Below are 23,278 nucleotides of genomic sequence, written 5' to 3' on the forward strand. Positions count from 1 at the left end.
ACCAGTCTACGACTTGTTCTGCTGCGACGCGTCGAACGCAGTCCTACCGCGCGTTGAAGTACTTCGCCTCCGGGTGATGGATGACGATCGCGTCGGTGGACTGTTCCGGGTGCAGCTGGAATTCCTCCGAGAGCTGCACGCCGATCCGCTCCGGCTGGAGCAGCTCGGCGATCTTCGCCCGGTCCTCCAGGTCGGGGCAGGCGCCGTAGCCGAGGGAGAAGCGCGCGCCGCGGTACTTCAGGGCGAACATGTCCTCGACATCGGCCGGGTCCTCGCCGCCGAAGCCGAGCTCGGAGCGGACGCGGGCGTGCCAGTACTCGGCGAGGGCCTCGGCCAGCTGTACGGACAGGCCGTGCAGCTCCAGGTAGTCGCGGTAGGCGTTGGCCTCGAAGAGCTTGGCGGTCTCGCCGCCGATCTTCGAACCGACGGTGACGACCTGGAGGCCGATCACGTCCGTCTCGCCGGACTCCTCGGGGCGGAAGAAGTCCGCGAGGCAGAGGCGGCGGCCGCGGCGCTGGCGCGGGAAGGTGAAGCGGGTGCGCTCGGAACCGTCCTCGTGGAGCAGGATCAGGTCGTCGCCCTTGGAGACGCAGGGGAAGTAGCCGTAGACGACGGCGGCTTCCAGCAGGTTCTCGGTGTGGAGCTTGTCGAGCCAGCCGCGCAGGTGCGGGCGGCCCTCGGTCTCGACCAGTTCCTCGTACGTCGGTCCGTCACCGGCGCGGGCCTGCTTCAGGCCCCACTGGCCCTTGAAGAGCGCGCCCTCGTCCAGCCAGGACGCGTACTCCTTGAGCTGGATGCCCTTGACGACCCGGGTACCCCAGAAGGGGGGCTCGGGGACCGGGTTGTCCACGGCGACGTCGGAGCGGACGCCCTCCTGCGGCTCGTCGATCTCCAGGACCGCAGTGTCGCGCTTGGGAACGCGGCGCTGCTTGAGTTCCGGAAGGACGGCGCCGGGCACGCCGCGCTTGACCGCGATCAGGGCGTCCATCAGACGCAGCCCCTCGAACGCGTCGCGGGCGTAGCGGACCTCGCCCTCGTAGATCTCGTGGAGGTCCTGCTCGACGTAGGCCCGGGTGAGGGCGGCGCCGCCGAGGATCACCGGGAAGTCGGCGGCCAGCTTGCGCTGGTTCAGCTCCTCCAGGTTCTCCTTCATGATCACGGTGGACTTCACCAGCAGGCCGGACATGCCGATGACGTCGGCGCGGTGCTCCTCGGCGGCCTCCAGGATCGCGGAGACGGGCTGCTTGATGCCGAGGTTCACGACGTTGTAGCCGTTGTTGGAGAGGATGATGTCGACGAGGTTCTTGCCGATGTCGTGGACGTCGCCGCGGACGGTGGCCAGGACGATGGTGCCCTTGCCCTCGGCGTCGGACTTCTCCATGTGCGGCTCCAGGTAGGCCACCGCGGTCTTCATGACCTCGGCGGACTGGAGCACGAACGGCAGCTGCATCTGGCCGGAGCCGAAGAGCTCGCCGACGACCTTCATGCCCTCCAGGAGGGTGTCGTTGACGATGTCGAGGGCCGGGCGGGTCCTCAGGGCCTCGTCGAGGTCGGTCTCCAGGCCGTTCTTCTCGCCGTCGATGATGCGGCGCTGGAGGCGTTCGTCGAGCGGCAGGGCGAGGAGTTCCTCGGCCTTGCCCGCCTTCATCGACTTCGTGCTGACGCCCTCGAAGAGCTCCATGAGCTTCTGGAGGGGGTCGTAGCCCTCGGAGCGCCGGTCGTAGATGAGGTCGAGCGCGACCTCGACCTGCTCCTCTTCGAGGCGTGCGATCGGAAGGATCTTGGAGGCGTGCACGATCGCGGAGTCGAGACCGGCCTTGACGCACTCGTCGAGGAAGACGGAGTTGAGGACGACACGGGCGGCCGGGTTGAGGCCGAAGGAGATGTTGGACAGGCCGAGCGTCGTCTGTACGTCGGGGTGGCGCTTCTTCAGTTCGCGGATGGCCCCGATGGTGGCGACGCCGTCGCCGCGGGATTCCTCCTGGCCGGTACAGATCGTGAAGGTCAGGGTGTCGATGAGGATGTCCGACTCCTGGATGCCCCAGTTGCCGGTCAGGTCCGCGATGAGCCGCTCGGCGATGGCGACCTTGTGCTCGACCGTGCGGGCCTGGCCCTCCTCGTCGATGGTCAGGGCGATCAGCGCAGCGCCGTGCTCGGCGGCCAGCGCGGTGACCTTGGCGAAGCGGGACTCGGGTCCGTCGCCGTCCTCGTAGTTGATGGAGTTGAGGACGGCACGGCCGCCGAGCTTCTCCAGACCTGCGCGCAGGACGGGCAGTTCGGTGGAGTCGAGCACGATCGGCAGGGTGGAGGCGGTGGCGAAGCGGCCGGCCAGCTCCTCCATGTCCGCCACTCCGTCGCGGCCCACGTAGTCGACGCACAGGTCGAGCATGTGGGCGCCCTCGCGGATCTGGTCGCGGGCCATCTCCACGCAGTCGTCCCAGCGGGCCTCCAGCATGGCCTCGCGGAACTTCTTGGAGCCGTTGGCGTTCGTCCGCTCACCAATCGCGAGGTACGAGGTGTCCTGGCGGAACGGGACGGTCTGGTAGAGGGACGCGGCGCCCGGCTCGGGGTGCGGGACGCGGGGGGTGACGGCGACGCCGCGGACCCGCTCGACGACCTGGCGCAGGTGCTCCGGGGTCGTACCGCAGCAGCCGCCGACCAGCGCGAGGCCGTACTCGCGGACAAAGGTCTCCTGGGCGTCGGCCAGTTCGGCCGGGGACAGCGGGTAGTGCGCGCCGTCCTTGCCGAGCACGGGGAGGCCGGCGTTGGGCATGCAGGAGAGCGGGATGCGCGAGTGCCGGGCGAGGTAGCGCAGGTGCTCGCTCATCTCGGCCGGGCCGGTGGCGCAGTTCAGACCGATGAGGTCGATGCCGAGCGGCTCCAGGGCGGTGAGCGCCGCGCCGATCTCGGAGCCGAGCAGCATGGTGCCGGTCGTCTCGACGGTGACGGAGCAGATCACCGGGAGGTTGGCCCCGGTGGCCTCCAGGGCGCGGCGGGCGCCGACGACGGAGGCCTTGGTCTGCAGCAGGTCCTGGGTGGTCTCGACCAGGAGGGCGTCGGCACCGCCGGCGATCATGCCCTCGGCGTTCTGCTGGTAGGCGTCGCGGAGCTTGGTGTACGGGGCGTGGCCCAGCGTCGGCAGCTTCGTGCCCGGGCCCATGGAGCCGAGCACCCAGCGCTGCTGCCCGGTGGAGGCGGTGAATTCGTCGGCGACCTCGCGGGCGATGCGCGCGCCGGACTCGGAGAGCTCGAAGACCCGCTCGGCGATGTCGTACTCGCCCAGGGCGGCCAGGTTGGCGCCGAAGGTGTTCGTCTCGACACAGTCCACGCCGACGGCGAAGTACTCCTCGTGCACGGAGCGCACGATGTCGGGGCGCGTGACGTTCAGGATCTCGTTGCAGCCTTCGAGGTTCTGGAAGTCCTCGAGGGTCGGGTCCTGTGCCTGGAGCATGGTGCCCATGGCACCGTCGGCCACCACCACCCGGGTGGCGAGTGCCTCACGGAGGGCTTCGGCTCGGTTCCGGCTGTCGGCGGAAGGGGTCGGCGACGAGGCCATGGATGTACTCCCTGGGATGCGACGGCTGTCGGCTTTGCGGCTTCGGCGGAAGGCGCACCACGCCAGCGTAGCCGGGCGGCGCCCGGGGCCGTCACTCCGTCCCACGGAACGGACGGCATGCTGTGCGGGGCGGATGTCCGGATCGCAGTGGTGCCGCGGTTTTCCTGCGCGCGCACGCAAGGGTCGGCATCGACCGATAGTGTTCAGCATTGTCGAACCGAGGTGGAGGAGTACGGCGCGATGGCCAAGAACATCCAGTCGCTGGAGCGGGCGGCGGCGATGCTGCGCCTGCTGGCAGGCGGCGAGCGTCGGCTGGGGCTGTCCGACATCGCCTCTTCACTGGGCCTGGCCAAGGGCACCGCACACGGCATTCTGCGCACGCTCCAGCACGAGGGCTTCGTCGAGCAGGACGCGGCGTCCGGCCGCTATCAGCTGGGCGCCGAGCTGCTGCGCCTGGGCAACAGCTATCTGGACGTCCACGAGCTGCGGGCGCGCGCGCTCGTCTGGACGGACGACCTGGCCCGCTCCAGCGGCGAGAGCGCCTATCTGGGGGTCCTTCACCAGCAGGGCGTCCTCATCGTCCACCACGTGTTCCGGCCCGACGACAGCCGGCAGGTCCTGGAGGTCGGGGCCATGCAGCCGCTGCACTCCACGGCCCTGGGCAAGGTGATCTCGGCGTACGACCCGGTGGCGCACACCGAGGCGATGGAGGCCGAGCGGAGGTCCTTCACCCCGCACACCGTCACCGCTACGGCGGAGTTCGAGGCGATGCTCGATCTGATCCGGGCCCGCGGCTGGGCGGCCGACGTGGAGGAGACCTGGGAGGGCGTGGCCGCGGTGGCCGCCCCGATCCACGACCGGCGGCGGATGCCGGTCGGCGCGGTGGCCGTGACCGGCGCGGTGGAGCGGGTCTGCGCGGACGGGGAGCTGCGCCCCGAACTGATCGCCGCGGTGCGGGACTGCGCCCGCGCGGTCTCCAGGGATCTGGGCGCCCGGCCCTTCTGATCGCGGCAGCGGGTGATCACCGCCGGCGGCCGCGCCACCCGCGGGCCGTCGGTAACGATCGAGTTCCAGGCCACACAACCCTTGACGCGTGTTTCACCTGGGGGAAGCATTGCCGTTCACCGGTCGGCATTGTCGAACAGCTAACGGAATTCCACGTTAAGGTGTGCCAGCGCCAAGGGCCGGAAAACGCCCTCATGTGAGGGCGCGGACCACCGGAGGGACCCGGGGTTCGGCTTTCCTGGACGAAGGACAAAGGAGTCGCGGGTGTCCAGCTCCGACATCTTCATCGGCGAGACCACCGGTACCGCCGTACTCATCCTGCTCGGCGGCGGTGTCTGCGCGGCCGTCACTCTCAAGCGCTCCAAAGCGCAGAACGCCGGCTGGCTCGCCATCACCTTCGGGTGGGGTTTCGCGGTCCTGACCGGCGCGTATCTGGCCGGCGGCGTGTCCGGCGCGCATCTCAATCCGGCGGTCACGATCGGTCTCGCGATCGAGGGCGGCACCAAGTGGAGCGATGTACCGCTGTACCTCGTCTCGCAGCTGTTCGGCGCGATGATCGGCGCGGTGCTGGTCTGGCTGACGTACTACGGGCAGTTCCGGGCGCATCTCACAGATCCGGAGATCGTGGGCGCCCAGCCGGGTGAAGAGGCCATGGTCGACCAGTCCTCCGCCCCGAAGGCAGGCCCGGTGCTGGGCATCTTCTCCACCGGCCCCGAGATCCGGCACGCGGTGCAGAACCTCGCCACCGAGATCATCGCCACCGTCGTGCTCGTCCTGGCGATCCTCACCCAGGGCCTCAACAACGACGGCAACGGCCTCGGCACGCTCGGCGCGTTGGTCACCGCGCTGGTCGTCGTCGGTATCGGTCTCTCGCTCGGCGGGCCGACGGGTTACGCGATCAACCCGGTTCGCGACCTCGGTCCGCGTATCGTGCACGCGCTGCTTCCGCTGCCGAACAAGGGCGGCTCCGACTGGGGCTACGCATGGATCCCGGTCGTCGGACCGCTCGTCGGCGGCGCGATCGCGGGCGGGCTCTACAACGTCGCCTTCGCCTGAGCCGTGACGTACAGAGCTGTGACGTACAGAGCCGTAACCCTCACGACCACACAGACCTCCGGGAGCACACCGTGACCGACGCACACACCACCGGCCCGTTCATCGCGGCCATCGACCAGGGCACCACCTCCAGCCGCTGCATCGTCTTCGACAAGGACGGCCGGATCGTCTCCGTCGACCAGAAGGAGCACGAACAGATCTTCCCGAAGCCGGGCTGGGTCGAGCACAACGCGAGGGAGATCTGGGAGAACGTCCAGGAGGTCGTGGCGGGCGCCGTCGTCAAGGCGGGCATCACCGCCGCCGACGTGAAGGCCATCGGCATCACCAACCAGCGCGAGACCACGCTGCTCTGGGACAAGAACACCGGTGAGCCGGTCCACAACGCCCTCGTCTGGCAGGACACCCGCACCGACGCGCTCTGCAAGGAGCTCGGCCGCAATGTGGGCCAGGACCGCTTCCGCCGCGAGACCGGTCTGCCGCTCGCCTCGTACTTCGCGGGCCCCAAGGTCCGCTGGCTGCTCGACAACGTCGAGGGGCTGCGCGAGCGCGCCGAGCGCGGCGACATCCTCTTCGGCACGATGGACTCCTGGGTCATCTGGAACCTGACCGGCGGTACGAACGGCGGCGTCCACGTCACCGACGTCACCAACGCCTCGCGCACCCTCCTGATGAACCTGCACTCCATGACGTGGGACACCAAGATCCTCGCGTCCATGGAGATCCCGGCGGCCGTGCTGCCCGAGATCCGCTCCTCCGCCGAGGTGTACGGCACCGCGAAGGGCGGCGTCCTGGACGGCGTCCCGGTCGCCTCCGCGCTCGGCGACCAGCAGGCGGCCCTCTTCGGCCAGACCTGTTTCTCCGAGGGCGAGGCCAAGTCCACGTACGGCACCGGCACCTTCATGCTGATGAACACCGGTGAGACGCCCGTCAACTCGTACAACGGACTGCTGACGACCGTGGGGTACCGGATCGGCGAACAGAAGCCGGTCTACGCCCTGGAAGGCTCCATCGCCGTCACCGGCTCGCTGGTGCAGTGGATGCGCGACCAGATGGGCCTGATCAACTCGGCGGCCGAGATCGAGACGCTGGCCCTGTCGGTCGAGGACAACGGCGGCGCGTACTTCGTGCCCGCCTTCTCCGGTCTGTTCGCCCCGTACTGGCGCTCCGACGCCCGCGGCGTCATCGCCGGCCTGACCCGGTACGTCACCAAGGCCCACATCGCCCGTGCCGTCCTGGAGGCCACCGCCTGGCAGACCCGGGAGATCACCGACGCCATGACGAAGGACTCCGGTGTCGAACTCGCCGCCCTGAAGGTCGACGGCGGCATGACCTCCAACAACTTGCTGATGCAGACGCTCGCCGACTTCCTGGACGCACCCGTGGTGCGGCCCATGGTCGCCGAGACGACCTGCCTCGGCGCCGCCTACGCCGCCGGTCTCGCCGTCGGCTTCTGGCCGGACACCGACGCACTGCGCGCCAACTGGCGCCGGGCCGCCGAGTGGACACCCCGCATGGACGCGGACACCCGCGACCGCGAGTACAAGAGCTGGCTCAAGGCCGTGGAACGGACCCTGGGCTGGCTCGAAGACGAGGAGTAATCACCATGACCACCCTGCAGAGCGTCCCGGCACTCGGGACACACCCGGCCTCCGGCTCCCTCCCGAGCCGCGCCGAGACCCGGGAGCAGCTGTCCAAGGCTGCGTACGACCTCCTGGTGATCGGTGGCGGCATCCTGGGCATCTCCACCGCCTGGCACGCCGCGCAGTCCGGGCTGCGGGTGGCCCTGGTGGACGCCGGCGACTTCGCCGGCGCCACCTCCTCCGCCTCCTCCAAGCTGCTCCACGGCGGTCTGCGCTACCTGCAGACCGGTGCGGTGAAGCTCGTCGCGGAGAATCACTTCGAGCGCCGTGCGGTGTCCCGTCAGGTCGCACCGCACCTGACCAATCCGCTCACCTTCTACCTGCCGGTCTACAAGGGCGGCCCGCACGGCGCGGCCAAGCTCGGCGCCGGTGTGTTCGCGTACTCGGCGCTCTCCGCGTTCGGTGACGGGGTCGGGCACGTCATCAGCCCGGCGAAGGCGCAGCGCGATGTGCCGGAGCTGCGTACGGACGGTCTGAAGGCCGTCGCGGTCTACGGCGACGACCAGATGAACGATGCCCGGATGGCGCTGATGACGGTCCGCGCGGCCGTCGACGCGGGTGCGGTCGTCCTCAACCACGCGGCGGTGACCGGACTGCGGTTCACCCGGGGCCGGGTGACGGGCGCCGACCTGGAGGACCGTACGGACGGTACGGAGTTCGGCGTCAACGCCCGTCTGGTGCTGAACGCCACCGGCCCGTGGGTCGATCACCTGCGGAAGATGGAGGACGCCGGCGCGGCTCCTTCGATACGTCTTTCCAAGGGCGCGCACCTGGTCCTGAAGCGGACGCGGCCGTGGAAGGCCGCGCTGGCGACCCCGATCGACAAGTACCGGATCGCGTTCGCCCTGCCCTGGGAGGACATGCTGCTGCTCGGCACGACGGACGAGGAGTACGAGAGCGATCCGGCGGACGTCGCGGTCAACGAGAAGGACACCGCGCAGATCCTGGACGAGGCCGCTTTCTCCATCAAGGACCAGCAGCTGTCGCGCGATCTGATCACGTACTCCTTCGCGGGTCTGCGGGTGCTGCCCGGAGGCCCGGGCGACACGTCCAAGGCCAAGCGCGAGACGGTCGTGACGGAGGGCCGCGGCGGGATGCTGTCGGTCGCGGGCGGCAAGTGGACGACGTTCCGCCACATCGGCCGTACGGTGATGAACAAGCTGGCCGCGCTCCCCGGCCACCCCCTGGCGGACGACATGGAGCCGATCTCGCGGCTGCCGAAGAAGCTCCCGCTGCCCGGCATCGCCAACCCGAACGCGGTGGCGCACCGGCTGCTGATCGACGGCGGTACGCCCGGCCCGCGGATGGCGGCCGACACGGCTCGCCACCTCGCCACCCACTACGGCTCGCTCGCCTTCGACATCGCACGGCTGGCGAACGAGAAACCGGCGCTGGCCGAGCGCGTCCACCCGGACGCGCCGGAGATCTGGGCGCAGGTCGCCTACGCGCGTGATCACGAGTGGGCCGAGACGGCGGACGACGTGCTGCGCCGGCGGACGACGCTGACGATCCGGGGCCTGGCGACGGACGAGATCCGGGCCGGCGTCGAGTCCATGCTCGGCGACCGGGGCTGAGGGGGCCGTACGCGTCGGACGGGGCGGTTCCCGGGTGGGGCCGCCCCGTCCGTATGTCCGTACGTCCGCCTGCCGGGGAGGCCTCGGGCCGGTGGGCGAGCCGTACGGGCGCCGTGCGTGTGCGATCCCCCGGGGCGACCTGCGGCAGACCTGGTTCATCGGTCTCTTCCGACCCGCATAATGAGGGGAGACATCGGATGTCTGATTCCAGTCTGGATCCAGGAGGACCGTCATGGCTGTCACCGACGAGGCGATCGAGAAGATCAAGGGAATGATCGTCTCGGGTGCGCTACGGCCCGGCGACCGGCTCCCCAAGGAGAGCGAACTCGCGGCCGAGCTGGGGCTCTCCCGCAACTCCCTCCGGGAGGCGGTGCGCGCCCTGTCGCTGATCCGCATCCTCGACGTGCGGCAGGGCGACGGCACATATGTGACCAGCCTCGATCCGCAGTTGCTGCTGGAGGCGCTGAGCTTCGTCGTGGACTTCCACCGCGACGACACGGTGCTCGAATTCCTGGCGGTCCGCCGGATCCTGGAACCGGCGGCGACGGCGATGGCGGCCACCCGGATCAGCGAGGCCCAACTGGACGTGCTGAGCTCGCAGTTGGACGCCCTGGGCGCGCAGCCCTCGGTGGAGGAGCTGGTCGCCTGCGATCTGGAGTTCCACCGCGGGATCGTGCAGTCCTCCGGGAACTCGGTGCTCTGCTCGCTGCTCGACGGGTTGTCGGGGCCGACGACCCGGGCGCGGGTCTGGCGCGGTCTGACGCAGGAGGACGCGGTGAGCCGCACGCTCCATGAGCACCGGGCGATCGTGTCGGCGCTGCGGGACCGGGACGCGGAGGCCGCGCGGGCGTGGGCGACGGTGCATGTGGCGAGCGTGGAGCAGTGGTTGCGGTCGACGCTGTAGCGCGGGAAGGGGCTGGTGGGTTGTTTCCCCCACCCGCCCCTTCCCGTAACCGGGGCTCCGCCCCGGGCCCCGGACCCCGGTCCTCGAGCGCCGGACGGGCGGATCTGCCCGTCCGGCGTTCGGGAGGCGGGCCTCAGTCCTGCTTCTCGCCGCTCGCGAAGCGGGAGATGACCAGGGCGACGATGATGATCGCGCCGTTGAGGAACTGGTTCCACAGCGCCGGGACACCGCCGAGGGTCATCACGTTGACCACCAGTTGGAGCGTCAGTACGCCGGTCAGCGCGCCGAACAGGGTGCCACGGCCGCCCTTGAGACTGATGCCGCCGATGACCGCGGCGGCGAACACCTGGAAGATCCAGCCGTTGCCCTGGGTCGCCGCGACCGATCCGTAGTGGCCGGTGTAGAGGATGCCCGCGAAGGCCGCCAGCAGACCGCCGATGGCGAGGACGATCCAGGTGACGCGGTCCACCCGGATGCCCGCGGCGCGCGCGGCCTCCGGGTTGCCGCCGATCGCGTACAGCGAACGTCCGTGGCGCAGCCAGGCCAGCGCGGCGCCGCCGACGGCGAACAGCGCCAGGCAGATCCAGACGGCGGCCGGTGCGCCGAACCACTCGCTCTTGCCGAGGTAGCGGAAGGACTCCGGAACGTCGGTGATGGACTTGCCCTCGGTGATGCCGATGTGGAGGCCGCGCAGCATGGTGAGCATGCCGAGCGTGGCGATGAAGCCGTTGACCCGCAGTTTCAGCATCAGGAAGCCGTTGACGGCACCGATGGCGAGGCCCACGAGCAGACAGAGCGGGATCGCCGACCAGGTGGGCAGCAGGCCCAGGCCCGCGAAGCGGCCGCCCTCGGTGGGCAGGACGAGCCACATCGCGACGACGGGTGCGATGCCGATCGTCGACTCCAGCGACAGGTCCATCCGCCCGCAGATCAGGATCAGCGCCTGGCCCAGGACCAGCAGGCTCAGCTCGGAGGACTGCTGGACGACGCTGATCAGGTTCTCGGAGGTCAGGAACACCGGCGAGACGATGAACCCGATCACCATCAGCACCAGGATCACCGGTACCAGGGAGAAGTCGCTCCACCGGATCAGCTTCAGCCGGTCCAGCGGGCGTTCGCCCGTCAACGAGCCCTTGGACCCGCCGTTGATGTCGTCGGCCGCCGCGGGCCGTACCGTGCCGGTCATTCCCTTTCCCCCACACCTTCCATGGCGGCGACGAGTTCCCCGTCGGTCCACCCGCTGGCGAATGTCGCGACCACACGCCCGTGGAACAGGGCGAGTACCCGGTCGCAGACCCGCAGATCGTCCAGTTCGTCCGAGATGATCACTGCGGCGTTCCCCTCGTCGGCGACCCGCCGTACGACTCCGAGCAGCGAGTCCTTGGACTTGACGTCCACACCCGCGGTGGGCCGGACCGCCACCAGCACGCTCGGATTGCGGGCCAGCGCGCGGGCGACCACCACCTTCTGCTGGTTTCCGCCGGAGAGTCCGGAGACGGGCTGCTCGGGCCCCTGTGTCTTGATGTCCAGCGAGGTGATCATGGTCCGTGCGAACTCCCTGGTACGGGAGGGCAGTACGGTCCCCCACGGGCCGAGCTGGTCCGTGACGGTGAGGGTGGCGTTCTCGGCGACGCTGCGTTCCAGGACGAGGCCCTGGTCGTGCCGGTCCTCGGGGATGTAGCCGATCCCGGCGTCCAGTGCGTGCGGCACGCTGCCGGAGCGCACGGCCCTGCCGTGGACGGAGACCGTGCCGCCGCTCGCCTTGCGCATTCCGGCCAGGGTCTCGCCCAGGGCCGTGTTGCCGCTGGCCGCGGAGCCGGCGAGGCCGAGCACCTCGCCGGGGCGGACCTCCAGGTCCAGGGGTTCGAACCGGCCCTGGATGGTGAGGCGTTCGGTACGCAGGACGGGCGCGGTCGATTCGTCCCGTGCCGTCGCGCCGTCACCGCTCGCGTGCCAGGCGGTGGCGCCGGCGGACTGTTCGCCGGTCATCGCCGCCACCAGTTCCGCCTTGGCGACGTCGGCGACCGGCGCGCTGAGCACATGACGGGCGTCGCGGTAGACGGTGACCGCCGTGCACAGCTCGTACACCTCCTGCAGATGGTGGGAGATGAAGAGGAACGCCACTCCCTGGCTCTGCAGTTCCCTGAGTTTGTCGAAGAGCCGCCCGATGCCGCGGGCATCGAGCTGGGCGGTCGGCTCGTCCAGGATGATCAGCCGGGCGCCGAAGGACAGCGCCCGCGCGATCTCGACGAACTGCCGCTGCTCGACGGCGAGATCGCGCGCCCGGGTGCCGGGGTCGACCTGGACGCCGTACTCGGCGAGGAGCTCCTCGGCCCGCTTGCGGAGCTTCCCCCAGCTGATCCAGCGGGCGTTGTCGTCGAAGCGGTTGAGGAAGAGGTTCTCGGCGACGGTCAGGTCGGGGACGACCATCGACTTCTGGTAGACGCAGGCGACCTTCGACTGCCAGGCCGTGGTGTCCCCGAAGGCGGGCGCGGGCTCCCCACCGAAGGTGACCGTGCCCGCGTCCGCCTTGTGGAGCCCGGTCAGGACACTGACCAGCGTCGACTTGCCCGCGCCGTTGCGGCCGACGAGGGCGTGGGACTCACCGGGCCGCACGGTGAGCTTCACCCCGTCGAGCGCCACGGTCGGACCGAAGCGTTTGACGATGCCCGCCGCCTCTACGGCAGGTGGTGGTGCCTGGATCATGGCTAGCTCTTCTTCTCCAGCTGATTGGCCCACAGTTTCGGGTCGTCCACGTTGTCCTTGGTCACCAGGGGCGCGGGGAGTTGGTCCTCGAAGCCGTTCGGGATCCTGATGATGTTCGAGTCGTGGTCGGTCGGGCCTTCCTTGAAGGTCTTGCCGTCCAGGGCCGCCTTCGCGTAGTACAGCGCGTACTTCGCGTACAGGTCGGCGGGCTGCGAGATCGTCGCGTCGATCTTCCCCGCCTTGATGGCGTCGAACTCCTCCGGGATGCCGTCGTTGGAGATGATCGTGATGTGGCCCGGCGTACCGGCCGGCTTCAGCAGCTTCTTCTGCTCCAGGAGCGCGAGGGTGGGCTGCAGGAAGACGCCGCCCGCCTGCATGTAGATGCCGTTGATGTCGGGGTTGGCGGCCAGGGTGGCCTGGAGCTTGGCGGAGGCGACGTCGCCCTTCCAGTCGGTGGCCAGCTCGAAGACCTTGATGCCGGGAAAGTCCTTGTCCATGCAGGCCTTGAACGCCTCGGACCGGTCACGGCCGTTGATCGAGGCGAGGTCGCCCTGGAACTCGACGACCTTGCCCTTGCCCTTCAGCTGCTCGCCGAGGTACTTGCAGGCATTGGTCCCGTACGCCTTGTTGTCGGCCCGCACCACCATGTAGATGTTGCCCTTGTCGGGGCGGGTGTCGACGCTGATGACGGGGATCTTCTTCTCGTTCAGCGTGTTGAGCGATTCGGCTATCGCACCGGTGTCCTGGGGTGCCATCACGACGGCCTTGGCGCCCTGGTCGGTGAAGGTCTGGACGTTGGCGACCAGCTTGCCGATGTCGTTCTGCGAGTTGGTCAGCGGCAGGGCCTTGACCTCGCCTGCCTTGACCCCCTTCTGCACGTAGTTCTGGTACGAGTTCCAGAAGTCGCTGTCGCTGCGCGGCAGGTCGATTCCGACCTTCCCGCCTCCCGCGCCGTCGGCGGAGGACTCGCGGTTGCAGCCCGCGAGGGCAGTGACGGCCAGCAGTACGGCGCAGGCTGCCGCACTCGTCGTACGCACTCTCATTGGTGTCCCAATCCTTGGTGGAGTACCGGTCGGAGCTCTGCGGGCAGAGCGGCGGTGCATGGTGCTCGGGGGCGCGGCCCGGTGGTGCGGCTCGGGCCTGTCCGGCGGATCAGGGCCGGACAGGCCCGGGGGCCGCGCGTCCTTGATCAGCTTTCGGCGGGGCGCAGGCGCAGGCCCTGCATTCCGCCGTCGACGGCGAGTGCCGTGCCGGTGACGGAGGCGGCGGCGGGGCTCGCGAGGTAGACGATCGCGGCGGCCACCTCATCGGCCGAGACCAGCCGCCCGAGCGGCTGGCGGGCGTCCAGCGCGGCCCGTTCGGCGGCCGGGTCGTCGGCCTGTCCGAGGAGCCGGCCGATCCACGGGGTGTCCGCGGTGCCCGGGTTGACGCAGTTGACCCGGATGCCCTCGCGGACGTGGTCGGCGGCCATCGCGAGGGTCAGGGAGAGGACCGCGCCCTTGCTCGCGCTGTACAGGGCGCGCTGCGGCAGCCCGGCGGTCGCGGCGATCGAGCAGGTCTGGGTGATCGAGACGGCACCGGGGCGTTCGGCCGCCGCGCTCCGCAGATGGGGCAGGGCGTGCCGGGCGGTGCGGACCATGCCGAGGACGTTGATGTCCAGGACCCGGGTCCACTCCTCGTCGGCGTTGTCCTCGACGGTGCCGATGGAACCGATGCCCGCGTTGGACACGACGGTATGCAGGCCGCCGAGTTCGCCGGCCGCCCGGTCGACCGCCTCGCGCACGGCGTGGTCGTCGGTGACGTCCGCCTTGACGGCCAGGACGCCCGCGGGGGCGCCCGCGGTCTCCCGGTCGAGCACCGCCACCTGGGCGCCGCGCGCCAGCAGCAGGGTCGCGACGGCGGCGCCGATGCCGGAGGCGCCGCCCGTCACCAGGGCGTTCATCCCCTCGAAGTCGCGTGTGCCGGTCATCAGTTGGCCTCCTCGGTGGTGCGGCGGGCCTGCCATACGGGGCCCTGCGGATAGCGGTGCGCGGCGATCGACTCGGGGAGCATCCGGGCGGAGAAGCCCGGTGAATCAGGCGCGGCGTAACGGCCGTTCTCGATCACGGTGGGGTCGGCGAAGTGTTCGTGGAGATGGTCGACGTACTCGATCACGCGGTTCTCCCAGCTTCCGGAGACCGCCACATAGTCGAACATCGAGAGGTGTTGCACCAGCTCGCAGAGCCCGACTCCGCCCGCGTGCGGGCAGACCGGCACGCCGTACTTGGCGGCGAGCAGCAGGATCGCCAGGTTCTCGTTGACGCCCGCGACCCGGGCCGCGTCGATCTGGACGAAGTCGACGGCTCCGGCCTGCAGCAGCTGTTTGAACACGACCCGGTTGGCGACGTGCTCACCGGTGGCGACCTTGACGGGCTGCCCGGCGCGGACGGCCGCGTGGCCGAGGATGTCGTCGGGGCTGGTCGGCTCCTCGATCCAGTGCGGGTCGAACGGCGCGAGCGCGGTCATCCACTCCACCGCGTCGGCGACGTCCCAGCGCTGGTTGGCGTCGACGGCGATCCGGACGTCCGGCCCGACGGCCTCGCGGGCCAGCGCGAGTCTGCGGATGTCGTCGCGGATGTCGCCGCCGACCTTCAGCTTGATCTGGGTGAAGCCGTCGGCGACGGCCTCCTTCGCCAGCCGGACCAGCTTGTCGTCGGTGTATCCCAGCCAGCCCGGCGAAGTGGTGTACGCGGGGTAGCCCTCGGCGCGCAGCCGCTCGGCGCGCTCGGCCCGCCCCGGTTCGGCGGCCCGCAGGATCGCGAGGGCCTCGTCGGGGGTGAGGGCGTCGGTGAGATAGCGGAAGTCGACGAGCGAGACGAGCTCCTCGGGCGTCATCTCGGCGAGGAACTGCCAGACGGGCCTGCCCGCCTGCTTCGCCGCCAGGTCCCAGGCCGCGTTGACGACCGCGCCGGCCGCCATGTGCATCACGCCCTTCTCGGGGCCGAGCCAGCGCAGTTGGGAGTCATGGGTGAGCTCGCGATGCAGTGCGGCGAGGTCGGCCGCGGTTCTGGGCGCCGGGCGCCCCACGACGTACGGGCGCAGCGTCTCGATGGCGGCGGCCATCACCTCGTTGCCGCGCCCGATGGTGAAACAGAAGCCATGTCCCTCGATGACGGCGCCCTCGTCGAGAATTTCGGTACGCAGGACGACGTAGGCGGCCGAGTAGTCGGGATCGGCGTTCATGGCGTCCGAGCCGTCCAGTTGTTCCGAGGTCGGAAAACGGATGTCGTGAACCTCGAAATCCGTGACGGTCTGACTCATGTGCGCCCCCAGGGGAATAACATCGGATCTCTGTTCTGATCATCCGATGTATAGCGTCACGAAGGCCCCAACGTCCAGAGTCGGAGCGAAATTGACGGACACAGCTCGGATGTATTCAGAGACTGATGCCCTGATTCGACCGGTGATGCACCCCCATGGCACAGGTTCACCCGGCTGTGCACAGGGGCTGCGGTGGGAGTGGCCGGAAGCCGTAAGGTTGGTGCGTACGCAAGGGAACTTCGGAAGGAGGCCTGGGTGATCGAGCTCGAGGGGGTTCCCGAGCTGATCGACCCGGTCATGGTGGCCGCGTTCGAGGGATGGAACGACGCAGGTGACGCCGCCTCCACGGCGGTCGCGCATCTGGACCGGGAGTGGAAGGGAGAGGTGTTCGCGGCACTGGACGCCGAGGACTACTACGACTTCCAGGTCAACCGGCCGACGGTCTGGCTGGACGGCGGGGTGCGCAAGATCACGTGGCCGACCACCCGGCTCTCCGTGGTCCGTGTGGGCGGGGAGAAGCCCCGTGACCTCGTCCTGGTCCGCGGTATCGAACCGTCCATGCGCTGGCGCTCGTTCTGCAACGAGATCCTGGCCTTCGCCCATGAGCTGGGCGTGGAGATGGTGGTGATCCTGGGCGCACTGCTCGGCGACACCCCGCACACCCGCCCGGTGCCGGTCAGCGGAGTCACCTCCGACCCGGATCTGGCGCGGACCATGGACCTGGAAGAGACCAGGTACGAGGGTCCGACGGGCATCGTCGGCATCCTCCAGGAGGCCTGCACGCACGCGGGCGTACCCACGGTGAGTCTGTGGGCGGCGGTGCCGCACTACGTGTCGCAGCCGCCCAATCCGAAGGCCACCCTCGCGCTGCTCAACCGCCTGGAGGACCTCATCGGCCTGCGCATCCCGCTGGGCGAACTGCCCGAGGACGCCCGTGCCTGGCAGCTCGGCGTGGACCAACTGGCCTCCGAGGACAGCGAAGTGGCGGAGTACGTGCAGACGCTGGAGGAGGCCCGGGACACCGCGGAGCTTCCCGAGGCGAGCGGCGAGGCCATCGCCCGGGAGTTCGAGCGCTATCTGCGCCGTAGGGACGTCGGTCCGGGCCAGGGGCCCGGCGGGCATGCGACGGAGAGTGGCGACGCCTCGTATCTGCGCGACACCTCCGGTGGCCGCACCCGTTCGCCGAAGCCGCTCCGGCCGGAATCCGGCGGCGGGACGGGACCCGGCCGGCAGTCTCCGGCCGGCCAGGAGGACGAGGACGGCGACGGCGGTCACGACGGGGGCGACGGCCCTCAGGATTCATCGGAGGACTCCTCGGAGGACTGATACGGCCGGTGGAGCGCCGAGCGGATGCGTACGGTTCGTGTGCACCCGCCCGGTGCTCCTGTGCTGTCCGGGTCATTCACCACCATCTGCTGTCCGGGTCATTCACGGACATCCGGACGTTCCGGGACATCCGGGTCCGTCAGGAGCAGGTGAATCGCGCCGCGGCCCAGTCCCCGTGGTCACCGGTCTTGGACCCATTGGTGTCCGTGACCTTCAGATGCACATGGCGCGCCCCGTCGAGCCGCACATCGACGGGTACGGTCGCGGACGCCCCCGTCACCTTCGGCGAGGTCCACAGCACCTTGCCGTCCGCCTCGACGGAGAACGCCACTTCGCCGTAGCCGTTGATCTCGTCGTCGATCCCGACGTCGGCGGTGAACTTCGAGCAGCGTCCGCCGAGATATACCTCGATGTCGGAGTCGGCATGGGTGCCGATGCCCTTCTCGTACACCTTCCCCGCCAGCGTGAGGGGGTGTCCGTCGGCGGCGCCCGACTCGCCGTTGCTGCGGTCCCGTTCGGCGGGCCCGTAGCCGTTCACCGACGTCAGCCACACCAGATCGCTCGCCCAGGCCTCGCCGGAGGGCGGCGGTGGCATCACCGCGGCGGCGAACCGCTGGGCGGTGGTGCGGGATTCACCGGCCGACCGGTAGCGGGCGAGCGCGGTGATCCTCGCCTCCCCCGCCGCGGCGTCCTTCGCCGGGGTGACCGGCACCTCGACCCGCCGGGTGGTGCCCGCCGGGATCCGGTCCACGGTCGCGGCCGGTGCGACCTGCCAGCCGTCGGGCACGGCCAGGGTGACCGCGGCGCCCGTCACGTCGGCGCTGCCCGCCGTGACGTCGACGGCGACGGTGCCTTCGGCTCCGGCACCGAGCTCCTGCCCGGCGGGCGCGGAGACGACGGCCGTCGCGGCGGCGTTCCGGCCGCCGACCGCGCTCGTCGCCTTCAGCTTCACGGAGAACTTCTTGTCGGTGGAGCGCGGCGCGGTCTTGATCTTCACGACACCACCGCGGTCGTCCCGGTCGTACCACCAGCCCTGTTTCGCGCTCTTGTACGCGGCCGCGGAAGCCAGCCGGGGCAGCTTGCCGTCGAGCTCGACCGTGCTCGGCGCGGAGCCGGTGTGCACGCTGAACTCGTACGGGCGGCTGCTCTGCTTACCCGTGAACTCCCCCTTGCTCGCACCGATCCGCACGGTGACGTCGCCCGCGCCCCGGACCGGTGCGTCCACGTCGGCGGTCTGGGTGGCGTACTTGCCGTCGCGGTGCTGCCGGGTGACGCCGTCGTCCTCGTACAGCGTGAACGACGAGGAGCCCTGCGGGTAGATGTCCCAGGCGAGCGGGGAGCCGGCGGTGCGGTCCTTGTACGAGCGGATGCCCGGCCACATCGGCACGCCGGCACCGCCCTTGACGAACAGCGGCAGGGTGTCGAGCGGGGCGCTGTAGTGGTCGACGGTGGTCGGGCCCTCGTATGTGCGGCCGTTCCAGTAGTCGGTCCAGGTGCCCTTCGGCAGATAGATGCCGTTGCGCTCGGTGGTGTCCTGGTAGACGGGTGCGACGAGGAAGTCCTCGCCGGACATGAACTCGTACTTCGCCGCGTCCGTCGCCGCCTTCGGGTCGTCGGGGAATTCGAGGGCCAGGGGCCGGACCATGCCGACGCCGGTCTTCGTCGCCTCGTGCGCGTAGGAGTACTGATAGGGCAGCAGCGACTCCTTGAGCTTGAGGTAGTCGCGGTTGATGGAGGTGTACGGCTCCCCGTACCGGTAGGGCTGCTTGTCGCTGGCCGCCCAGCCGTCCATGGTCATCGTGGTCCCCAGGAACATCTTCCACTGGAGGTCACGGGTGTACGTCTTGGCGCTGCCGCCGAAGATGCCGTCGACATCGCCGGTGGTGTACGCGAGACCGGACATCGTGGCGCCCGCGTAGGTCGGAATCTGCCAGCGGATGTAGTCCCAGGTGCCGTACTGGTCACCGGACCACTGGACGCCGCAGCGCTGCGCACCCGCCCAGCTCTCGGGGGCGTAGGTGAAGCCGCGGGCGTCGCTGTTGTCCTCGATGCCCTTGTACGCGTCCTTGCAGCCGTCGAGAGCGAACTTGTAGCCCTCGCCGATCCAGGCGACATCGAGCTTCGCAACCCGCTGGCCCGCCTTGACCTGGTCGGCGATCTTGTCGATGCCGTCCTGGGTCCACAGGCCGAGCTGCATGCCGCGGTCCTGCAGGCCCTTCGCGGTCTCGGCGAGGTCCTCGTACCCGCAGCCGTAACCGTCGTTGACGAGCATCCAGCCGTTCGGCATGTCGTGCTCGACGTACCCGTCGGCGACCTTCAGGGCGTCGAGGGTGCGCCGCTCGCCGCGGTTGGCGTTGTGGAGGTAGCAGTCGGCGTCGCCGATCTCCATCCCGTACACGGGTGGCAGGAAGGGCTTGCCGGTGAGTTTCGTGTACTGGCCGATGACGTCCTTGGCGCTGTCGCCCGCGAAGTAGTAGGCGTCGAAACGCTTTTCCTTCGCGCTGGTGGTCACCGGGTCGGTGAAGGCGTAGGTGTTCGGCGCGTAGGTATTGCGGAAGACGCCGTAGCCCGCCGAGGAGAGGTAGAACGGCACCGAGTTGGGGTGCCCGCCGTCGTCCCAGTTGTAGTCGACGCCGACCTCGACGGTCTTGTCCCGGTGCGAGGTGTTGCCGCGGCCGTTCTGCATCCCGGCGCCGTAGAACTGCTCGTCGGCGCCGCGGGCCAGGGTCTGCGTGGTCTGCTTCCCGTCCCAGCTCAGCCCCTTGGTCTCGGACCAGACCCGGGTACCGTCGGCCCGGTAGAGCGCGAAGCGCAGGGGCGCCTTGTAGGCGCGCAGGGTGATGCTGCCGGTGGAGAGTTCGTAGCGGTCGCCCTGCTCCTTCCACCGGGTGTGCGGCGGTGTGCCCTGTGGCAGCACGATGTCGTCGCCGGCCGGGTCGGAGAACGTACCGTCCGGGGCGAGTTCGATGCGGAAGGTCTCGGCGGAGACGAAGCTGACGCGAGCCTCGGCGGTGCCGGCCCGCAAGTGGTAGACGGATCTGTCGGCGGAGAACCCGGTGAGGTCGCCGACCGTGGTGGGGTCCGGTTCGGCGGCGCCGGCCTGACCGGCACCGGGCCCCGCGAAGACGGCGATCAGCCCGAACAAGGCTGCAACTGCCGCCGCTCTGATGCGCGTTGATGATTGCATAGAGCGCTTTTAGCGCAGTATCGAGCACTTGACCATGGACAAAACGGAACCGGCCCTGAACTTCGTCGAGAAGTCCAAGGCCGGCTCACGGGATGGCGATCCGCGCGCTGTCACCGCGCGCGGCAGTTGCGGGCGAGGCTACAGAGCGACACCCAGCAGCGCGTCGACGGTGCGCGAGACGAGGCCGGGCGCGCCCTCGTCCGTACCGCCCTCGGCGTTCTGACGCTCGGCCCAGCGGTCCACGGCGGCCAGCGCGGCCGGTGCGTCCAGGTCGTCGGCGAGGGCCTCGCGGACCTCCTCGACCAGGGCCTCGGCGGGCAGTCCGTCGGGCCGGGAGACGGCGGAACGCCAGCGTCCGAGCCGCTCGACGGCATCGGCGAGCACCTGATCGGTCCACTCCCAGTCGGACCGGTAGTGGTGCGACAGCAGGGCGAGGCGGATCGCCGCCGGGTCCACGCCGTCGTGGCGGAGCTTCGACACGAAGACCAGGTTGCCCCTGGACTTGGACATCTTCTCGCCGTCCAGGGCGACCATTCCGGCGTGTACGTACGCCTGCGCGAACGGGTGCTCGCCGGTCAGCACCTGGGCGTGCGAGGCGCCCATCTCGTGGTGCGGGAAGGCGAGATCGGACCCGCCTCCCTGCACGTCGAAGCCCATGCCGAGGTGGTCCAGGGCGATGGCGACGCACTCGATGTGCCAGCCCGGGCGGCCGGGGCCGAGGGAGGCCCCGTCCCAGCTCGGCTCGCCCTCACGGGCGGCCATCCAGAGCATCGGGTCGAGCGGGTTCTTCTTGCCCGGGCGCTCCGGGTCACCGCCTCGCTCGGCGGAGAGCAGCCGCATCGCCTCGGCATCGAGGTGGGAGACCCCGCCGAAGTGCGGGTCGGTCTCGACGGAGAAGTAGACGTCCCCGTCGAGCTCGTAGGCGGCGCCCGCGTCCCGGAGCCGTTCGACGAGCGGGACGATGCCCGGTATCGCCTCCACGGCGCCGATGTAGTGCTTCGGCGGGAGCATGCGCAGGGCAGTCATGTCCTCGCGGAACAGAGCCGTCTCGCGCTCGGCGAGCTCGGTCCAGTCCTGACCGTCGCGCACGGCCCGCTCCAGCAGCGGATCGTCCACGTCGGTCACGTTCTGGACATAGTGGACCTGCCGCTTGTTGTCGAGCCACACGCGCTGAACGAGGTCGAACGCGTTGTAGGTCGCCGCATGACCCATGTGGGTCGCGTCGTACGGCGTGATGCCGCAGACGTAGATACGGGCGACGGGACCGGGGTCAAGAGTGATCCGTCCGCCGGTCGCGGTGTCGTGGATCCGAAGGTCGCGGCCCTTGCCAGGCAGGGCGGGGACCTCAGAAGCGGGCCAGGCATGCATGCCACGAGCGTAACCGGATGCATGTTCCGGATACGAACCGGATACCTGATCTTGGCCGAAGAGGCGGTCTTGCGCGGTGTGGGTTCATCGGTTCAGGTACGGGCAAGCCCCCTGTGCGCCGCCCCTCGGCCGCCGGAGTGGCTCGATTTCGTCACACCGGTGGCCAGGGGATCGACGGCCACGCGCCGCTCGGTTCCGGGTGCCGCCCCGAGGCCTTCAGCCCCGCCACGCGTCCCCGCAACGCCTCGATCTCGGCCGCGGTGATCAGCTCGGCCAGCCGGGTGACGAGCGAGGTCCCCGGCGCCAGCTCCGCAGCCAGCCGGTCCACGACCTCGACGGCCTCGGCCGTCAGCGGCTCCCCCGCCCATCCCCACAGCAGCGTGCGCAGCTTGTCCTCGGCGTTGAAGGTCACGCCGTGATCGATGCCGTAGAGCCGGCCGCCGGGTGCGGGCAGCAGATGGCCGCCCTTGCGGTCACCGTTGTTGATCACGGCGTCGAGGACCGCGAGCCGCCGCAGCCGCGGATCGTCCGCGTGCACCAGCAGGGCCGTCCTCCCCTCCCCCACCTCGGCGAGGGCGACGGCCTTCCAGCCCTCCCCCGGCTCCTCGTCGTCGACGAGCGCGAGGAGCGGCGGCAGGCCGTCCGGGGAGGACTCGTCGTCCTGGGGCGCCGCCTCGATCCACAGCTGGCACATGCCCTCGCCGTACGGACCGTCCCGCAGCACGGTGGGCGGTATGAGCCCCCAACCGGTCACCTCGGAGATCTCGTACGCAGCCACCTCGCGCCGGGCGAGCGTGCCGTCGGGGAAGTCCCACAGGGGCCGTTCCCCGGCCACGGGCTTGTAGACGCACGTCACCTCGTCGCCGTCGTGGGCGACCGTGCAGTAGAGCACCGCGTTGGACGCCCCGCGGACCTGGCCAAGAACGGTGAGCCGGCCCTCGGTGAGCACGGTGACCAGTTCGGTGTCGGTCAGGCTCCGCGACGGTATCCGTTCTGGCGCGGGCATACGTGTCCTTCCGGGTCGAGCGGCAGGCTGCACAGCGGGCACGGCGGGCGCCCGGCGTTCACGACGTCCAGGGCGCGCTTGGCGAAGGCCCGGGCCTGCGCCCCGCTGAGGCGGACGCGGAGCATCGGCGGGCCGTTCTCCTCGTCCTGGAGCAGCCGCTCCTCGGCCTCCGCGAGATCCTCGTCGGATTCCACGTCCAGCTCGACGAGCGCCTGCGCCTCGACGATCATGCGCTGTTCCTCGCCGTCCCAGGCGAGCGCCATCGTGCCGACCCGGAACTCCTCCTCGACGGGCACGTCGAGGGGCGCGGTGTCGGTGACGTCCATGGGCGCCACGGCGGGCACCGGAGAGTTTCCGCCGGTCCGCCGCACCACCTCGTCGAGCAGTTCGTCGATGCGCTCGGCGAGCGCGGCGACCTGAGTCTTCTCCAGGGCCACGCTGGTGACGCGTCCGCCTGAGGATGCCTGCAGGAAGAACGTACGACGTCCAGGCAACCCGACCGTACCGGCCACGAAACGGTCCGGGGGGTCGTAGAGGAACACCTGACGGGACACGTCCTGTCTCCCTTGAAAATTGACGGCAGATGAGGGGCGGCGGCGGCCTTGGGGGTTACCCCGGTAAGGGCGCCTACGGCGCGTCCACCCTACTGC

The 23,278-nt window shown here is 69.9% G+C and carries 16 protein-coding genes; 6 read left to right on the forward strand and 10 right to left on the reverse strand.

Translation table 11 applies throughout. The annotated features are described in order from the left end of the window. Positions 1-43: 43 nt before the first annotated feature. Entirely contained in the window at positions 44-3,556 is a 3,513-nt protein-coding gene (gene metH, locus OG306_RS07050) for a methionine synthase (protein WP_266745244.1), read from the reverse strand. A 240-nt stretch (positions 3,557-3,796) separates the two neighbouring features. On the opposite strand from metH, the gene OG306_RS07055 reads away from it, so the two are divergent. From OG306_RS07055 to OG306_RS07075, 5 genes are all read left to right on the forward strand, one after another. Beyond that, positions 3,797-4,561 (forward strand): IclR family transcriptional regulator, encoded by a 765-nt coding sequence (locus tag OG306_RS07055; protein WP_266745245.1) that lies wholly within the window; start codon positions 3,797-3,799, stop codon positions 4,559-4,561. Between the two features lie 264 nt (positions 4,562-4,825). Then, positions 4,826-5,617 carry an MIP/aquaporin family protein gene (locus OG306_RS07060; protein ID WP_266745246.1) on the forward strand — a complete coding sequence of 264 codons (792 nt, stop codon included), beginning with the start codon at positions 4,826-4,828 and terminating at the stop codon, positions 5,615-5,617. Between the two features lie 71 nt (positions 5,618-5,688). Further along, positions 5,689-7,215, forward strand: coding sequence for a glycerol kinase GlpK (gene glpK, locus OG306_RS07065; RefSeq protein ID WP_266745247.1), 1,527 nt, complete (start codon positions 5,689-5,691; stop codon positions 7,213-7,215). Between the two features lie 5 nt (positions 7,216-7,220). Beyond that, the gene (locus tag OG306_RS07070) at positions 7,221-8,831 is read left to right on the forward strand and encodes a glycerol-3-phosphate dehydrogenase/oxidase (RefSeq protein ID WP_266745248.1); all 1,611 of its coding nucleotides are present in this window, start codon (positions 7,221-7,223) and stop codon (positions 8,829-8,831) included. A gap of 232 nt (positions 8,832-9,063) precedes the next feature. Then, complete coding sequence (locus tag OG306_RS07075) at positions 9,064-9,735, forward strand: FadR/GntR family transcriptional regulator (protein ID WP_037700470.1); 672 nt, start codon at positions 9,064-9,066, stop codon at positions 9,733-9,735. Between the two features lie 133 nt (positions 9,736-9,868). On the opposite strand, the gene OG306_RS07080 is transcribed toward OG306_RS07075, so the two are convergent. The 5 genes from OG306_RS07080 to OG306_RS07100 form a co-directional block, all read right to left on the reverse strand. After that, the gene (locus OG306_RS07080; protein WP_266745249.1) at positions 9,869-10,921 is read right to left on the reverse strand and encodes an ABC transporter permease; all 1,053 of its coding nucleotides are present in this window, start codon (positions 10,919-10,921) and stop codon (positions 9,869-9,871) included. Next, a complete protein-coding gene (locus tag OG306_RS07085) occupies positions 10,918-12,441 on the reverse strand; it encodes a sugar ABC transporter ATP-binding protein (RefSeq protein WP_327259421.1) in 1,524 nt (507 codons plus the stop codon). Before OG306_RS07085 ends, OG306_RS07080 begins: the two co-directional genes overlap by 4 nt. A 2-nt stretch (positions 12,442-12,443) precedes the next feature. Further along, complete coding sequence (locus OG306_RS07090) at positions 12,444-13,484, reverse strand: sugar ABC transporter substrate-binding protein (protein WP_266745251.1); 1,041 nt, start codon at positions 13,482-13,484, stop codon at positions 12,444-12,446. A 146-nt stretch (positions 13,485-13,630) separates the two neighbouring features. Next, on the reverse strand, positions 13,631-14,410 hold the full coding sequence (locus OG306_RS07095) for an SDR family NAD(P)-dependent oxidoreductase (RefSeq protein WP_266745252.1): 780 nt from the start codon (positions 14,408-14,410) through the stop codon (positions 13,631-13,633). Then, positions 14,410-15,741 (reverse strand): L-fuconate dehydratase, encoded by a 1,332-nt coding sequence (locus tag OG306_RS07100; protein ID WP_266745253.1) that lies wholly within the window; start codon positions 15,739-15,741, stop codon positions 14,410-14,412. Before OG306_RS07100 ends, OG306_RS07095 begins: the two co-directional genes overlap by 1 nt. A 255-nt stretch (positions 15,742-15,996) precedes the next feature. On the opposite strand from OG306_RS07100, the gene OG306_RS07105 reads away from it, so the two are divergent. Then, positions 15,997-17,067, forward strand: coding sequence for a PAC2 family protein (locus OG306_RS07105; protein WP_266745254.1), 1,071 nt, complete (start codon positions 15,997-15,999; stop codon positions 17,065-17,067). 139 nt (positions 17,068-17,206) lie between these two features. On the opposite strand, the gene OG306_RS07110 is transcribed toward OG306_RS07105, so the two are convergent. From OG306_RS07110 to OG306_RS07125, 4 genes are all read right to left on the reverse strand, one after another. Then, the gene (locus tag OG306_RS07110) at positions 17,207-20,254 is read right to left on the reverse strand and encodes an NPCBM/NEW2 domain-containing protein (RefSeq protein WP_266745255.1); all 3,048 of its coding nucleotides are present in this window, start codon (positions 20,252-20,254) and stop codon (positions 17,207-17,209) included. Positions 20,255-20,392: 138 nt separating this feature from the next. Continuing rightward, positions 20,393-21,622 (reverse strand): cysteine--1-D-myo-inosityl 2-amino-2-deoxy-alpha-D-glucopyranoside ligase, encoded by a 1,230-nt coding sequence (gene mshC, locus OG306_RS07115; protein WP_266745256.1) that lies wholly within the window; start codon positions 21,620-21,622, stop codon positions 20,393-20,395. Between the two features lie 151 nt (positions 21,623-21,773). Further along, a complete protein-coding gene (locus OG306_RS07120; RefSeq protein WP_266745257.1) occupies positions 21,774-22,628 on the reverse strand; it encodes an SCO1664 family protein in 855 nt (284 codons plus the stop codon). Then, positions 22,592-23,182, reverse strand: a complete 591-nt coding sequence (locus OG306_RS07125) for a DUF3090 domain-containing protein (RefSeq protein ID WP_124718684.1) — start codon at positions 23,180-23,182, stop codon at positions 22,592-22,594. Before OG306_RS07125 ends, OG306_RS07120 begins: the two co-directional genes overlap by 37 nt. Positions 23,183-23,278 lie beyond the last annotated feature (96 nt).

The organism is Streptomyces sp. NBC_01241 (assembly GCF_041435435.1).
Classification (GTDB): Bacteria; Actinomycetota; Actinomycetes; order Streptomycetales; family Streptomycetaceae; genus Streptomyces.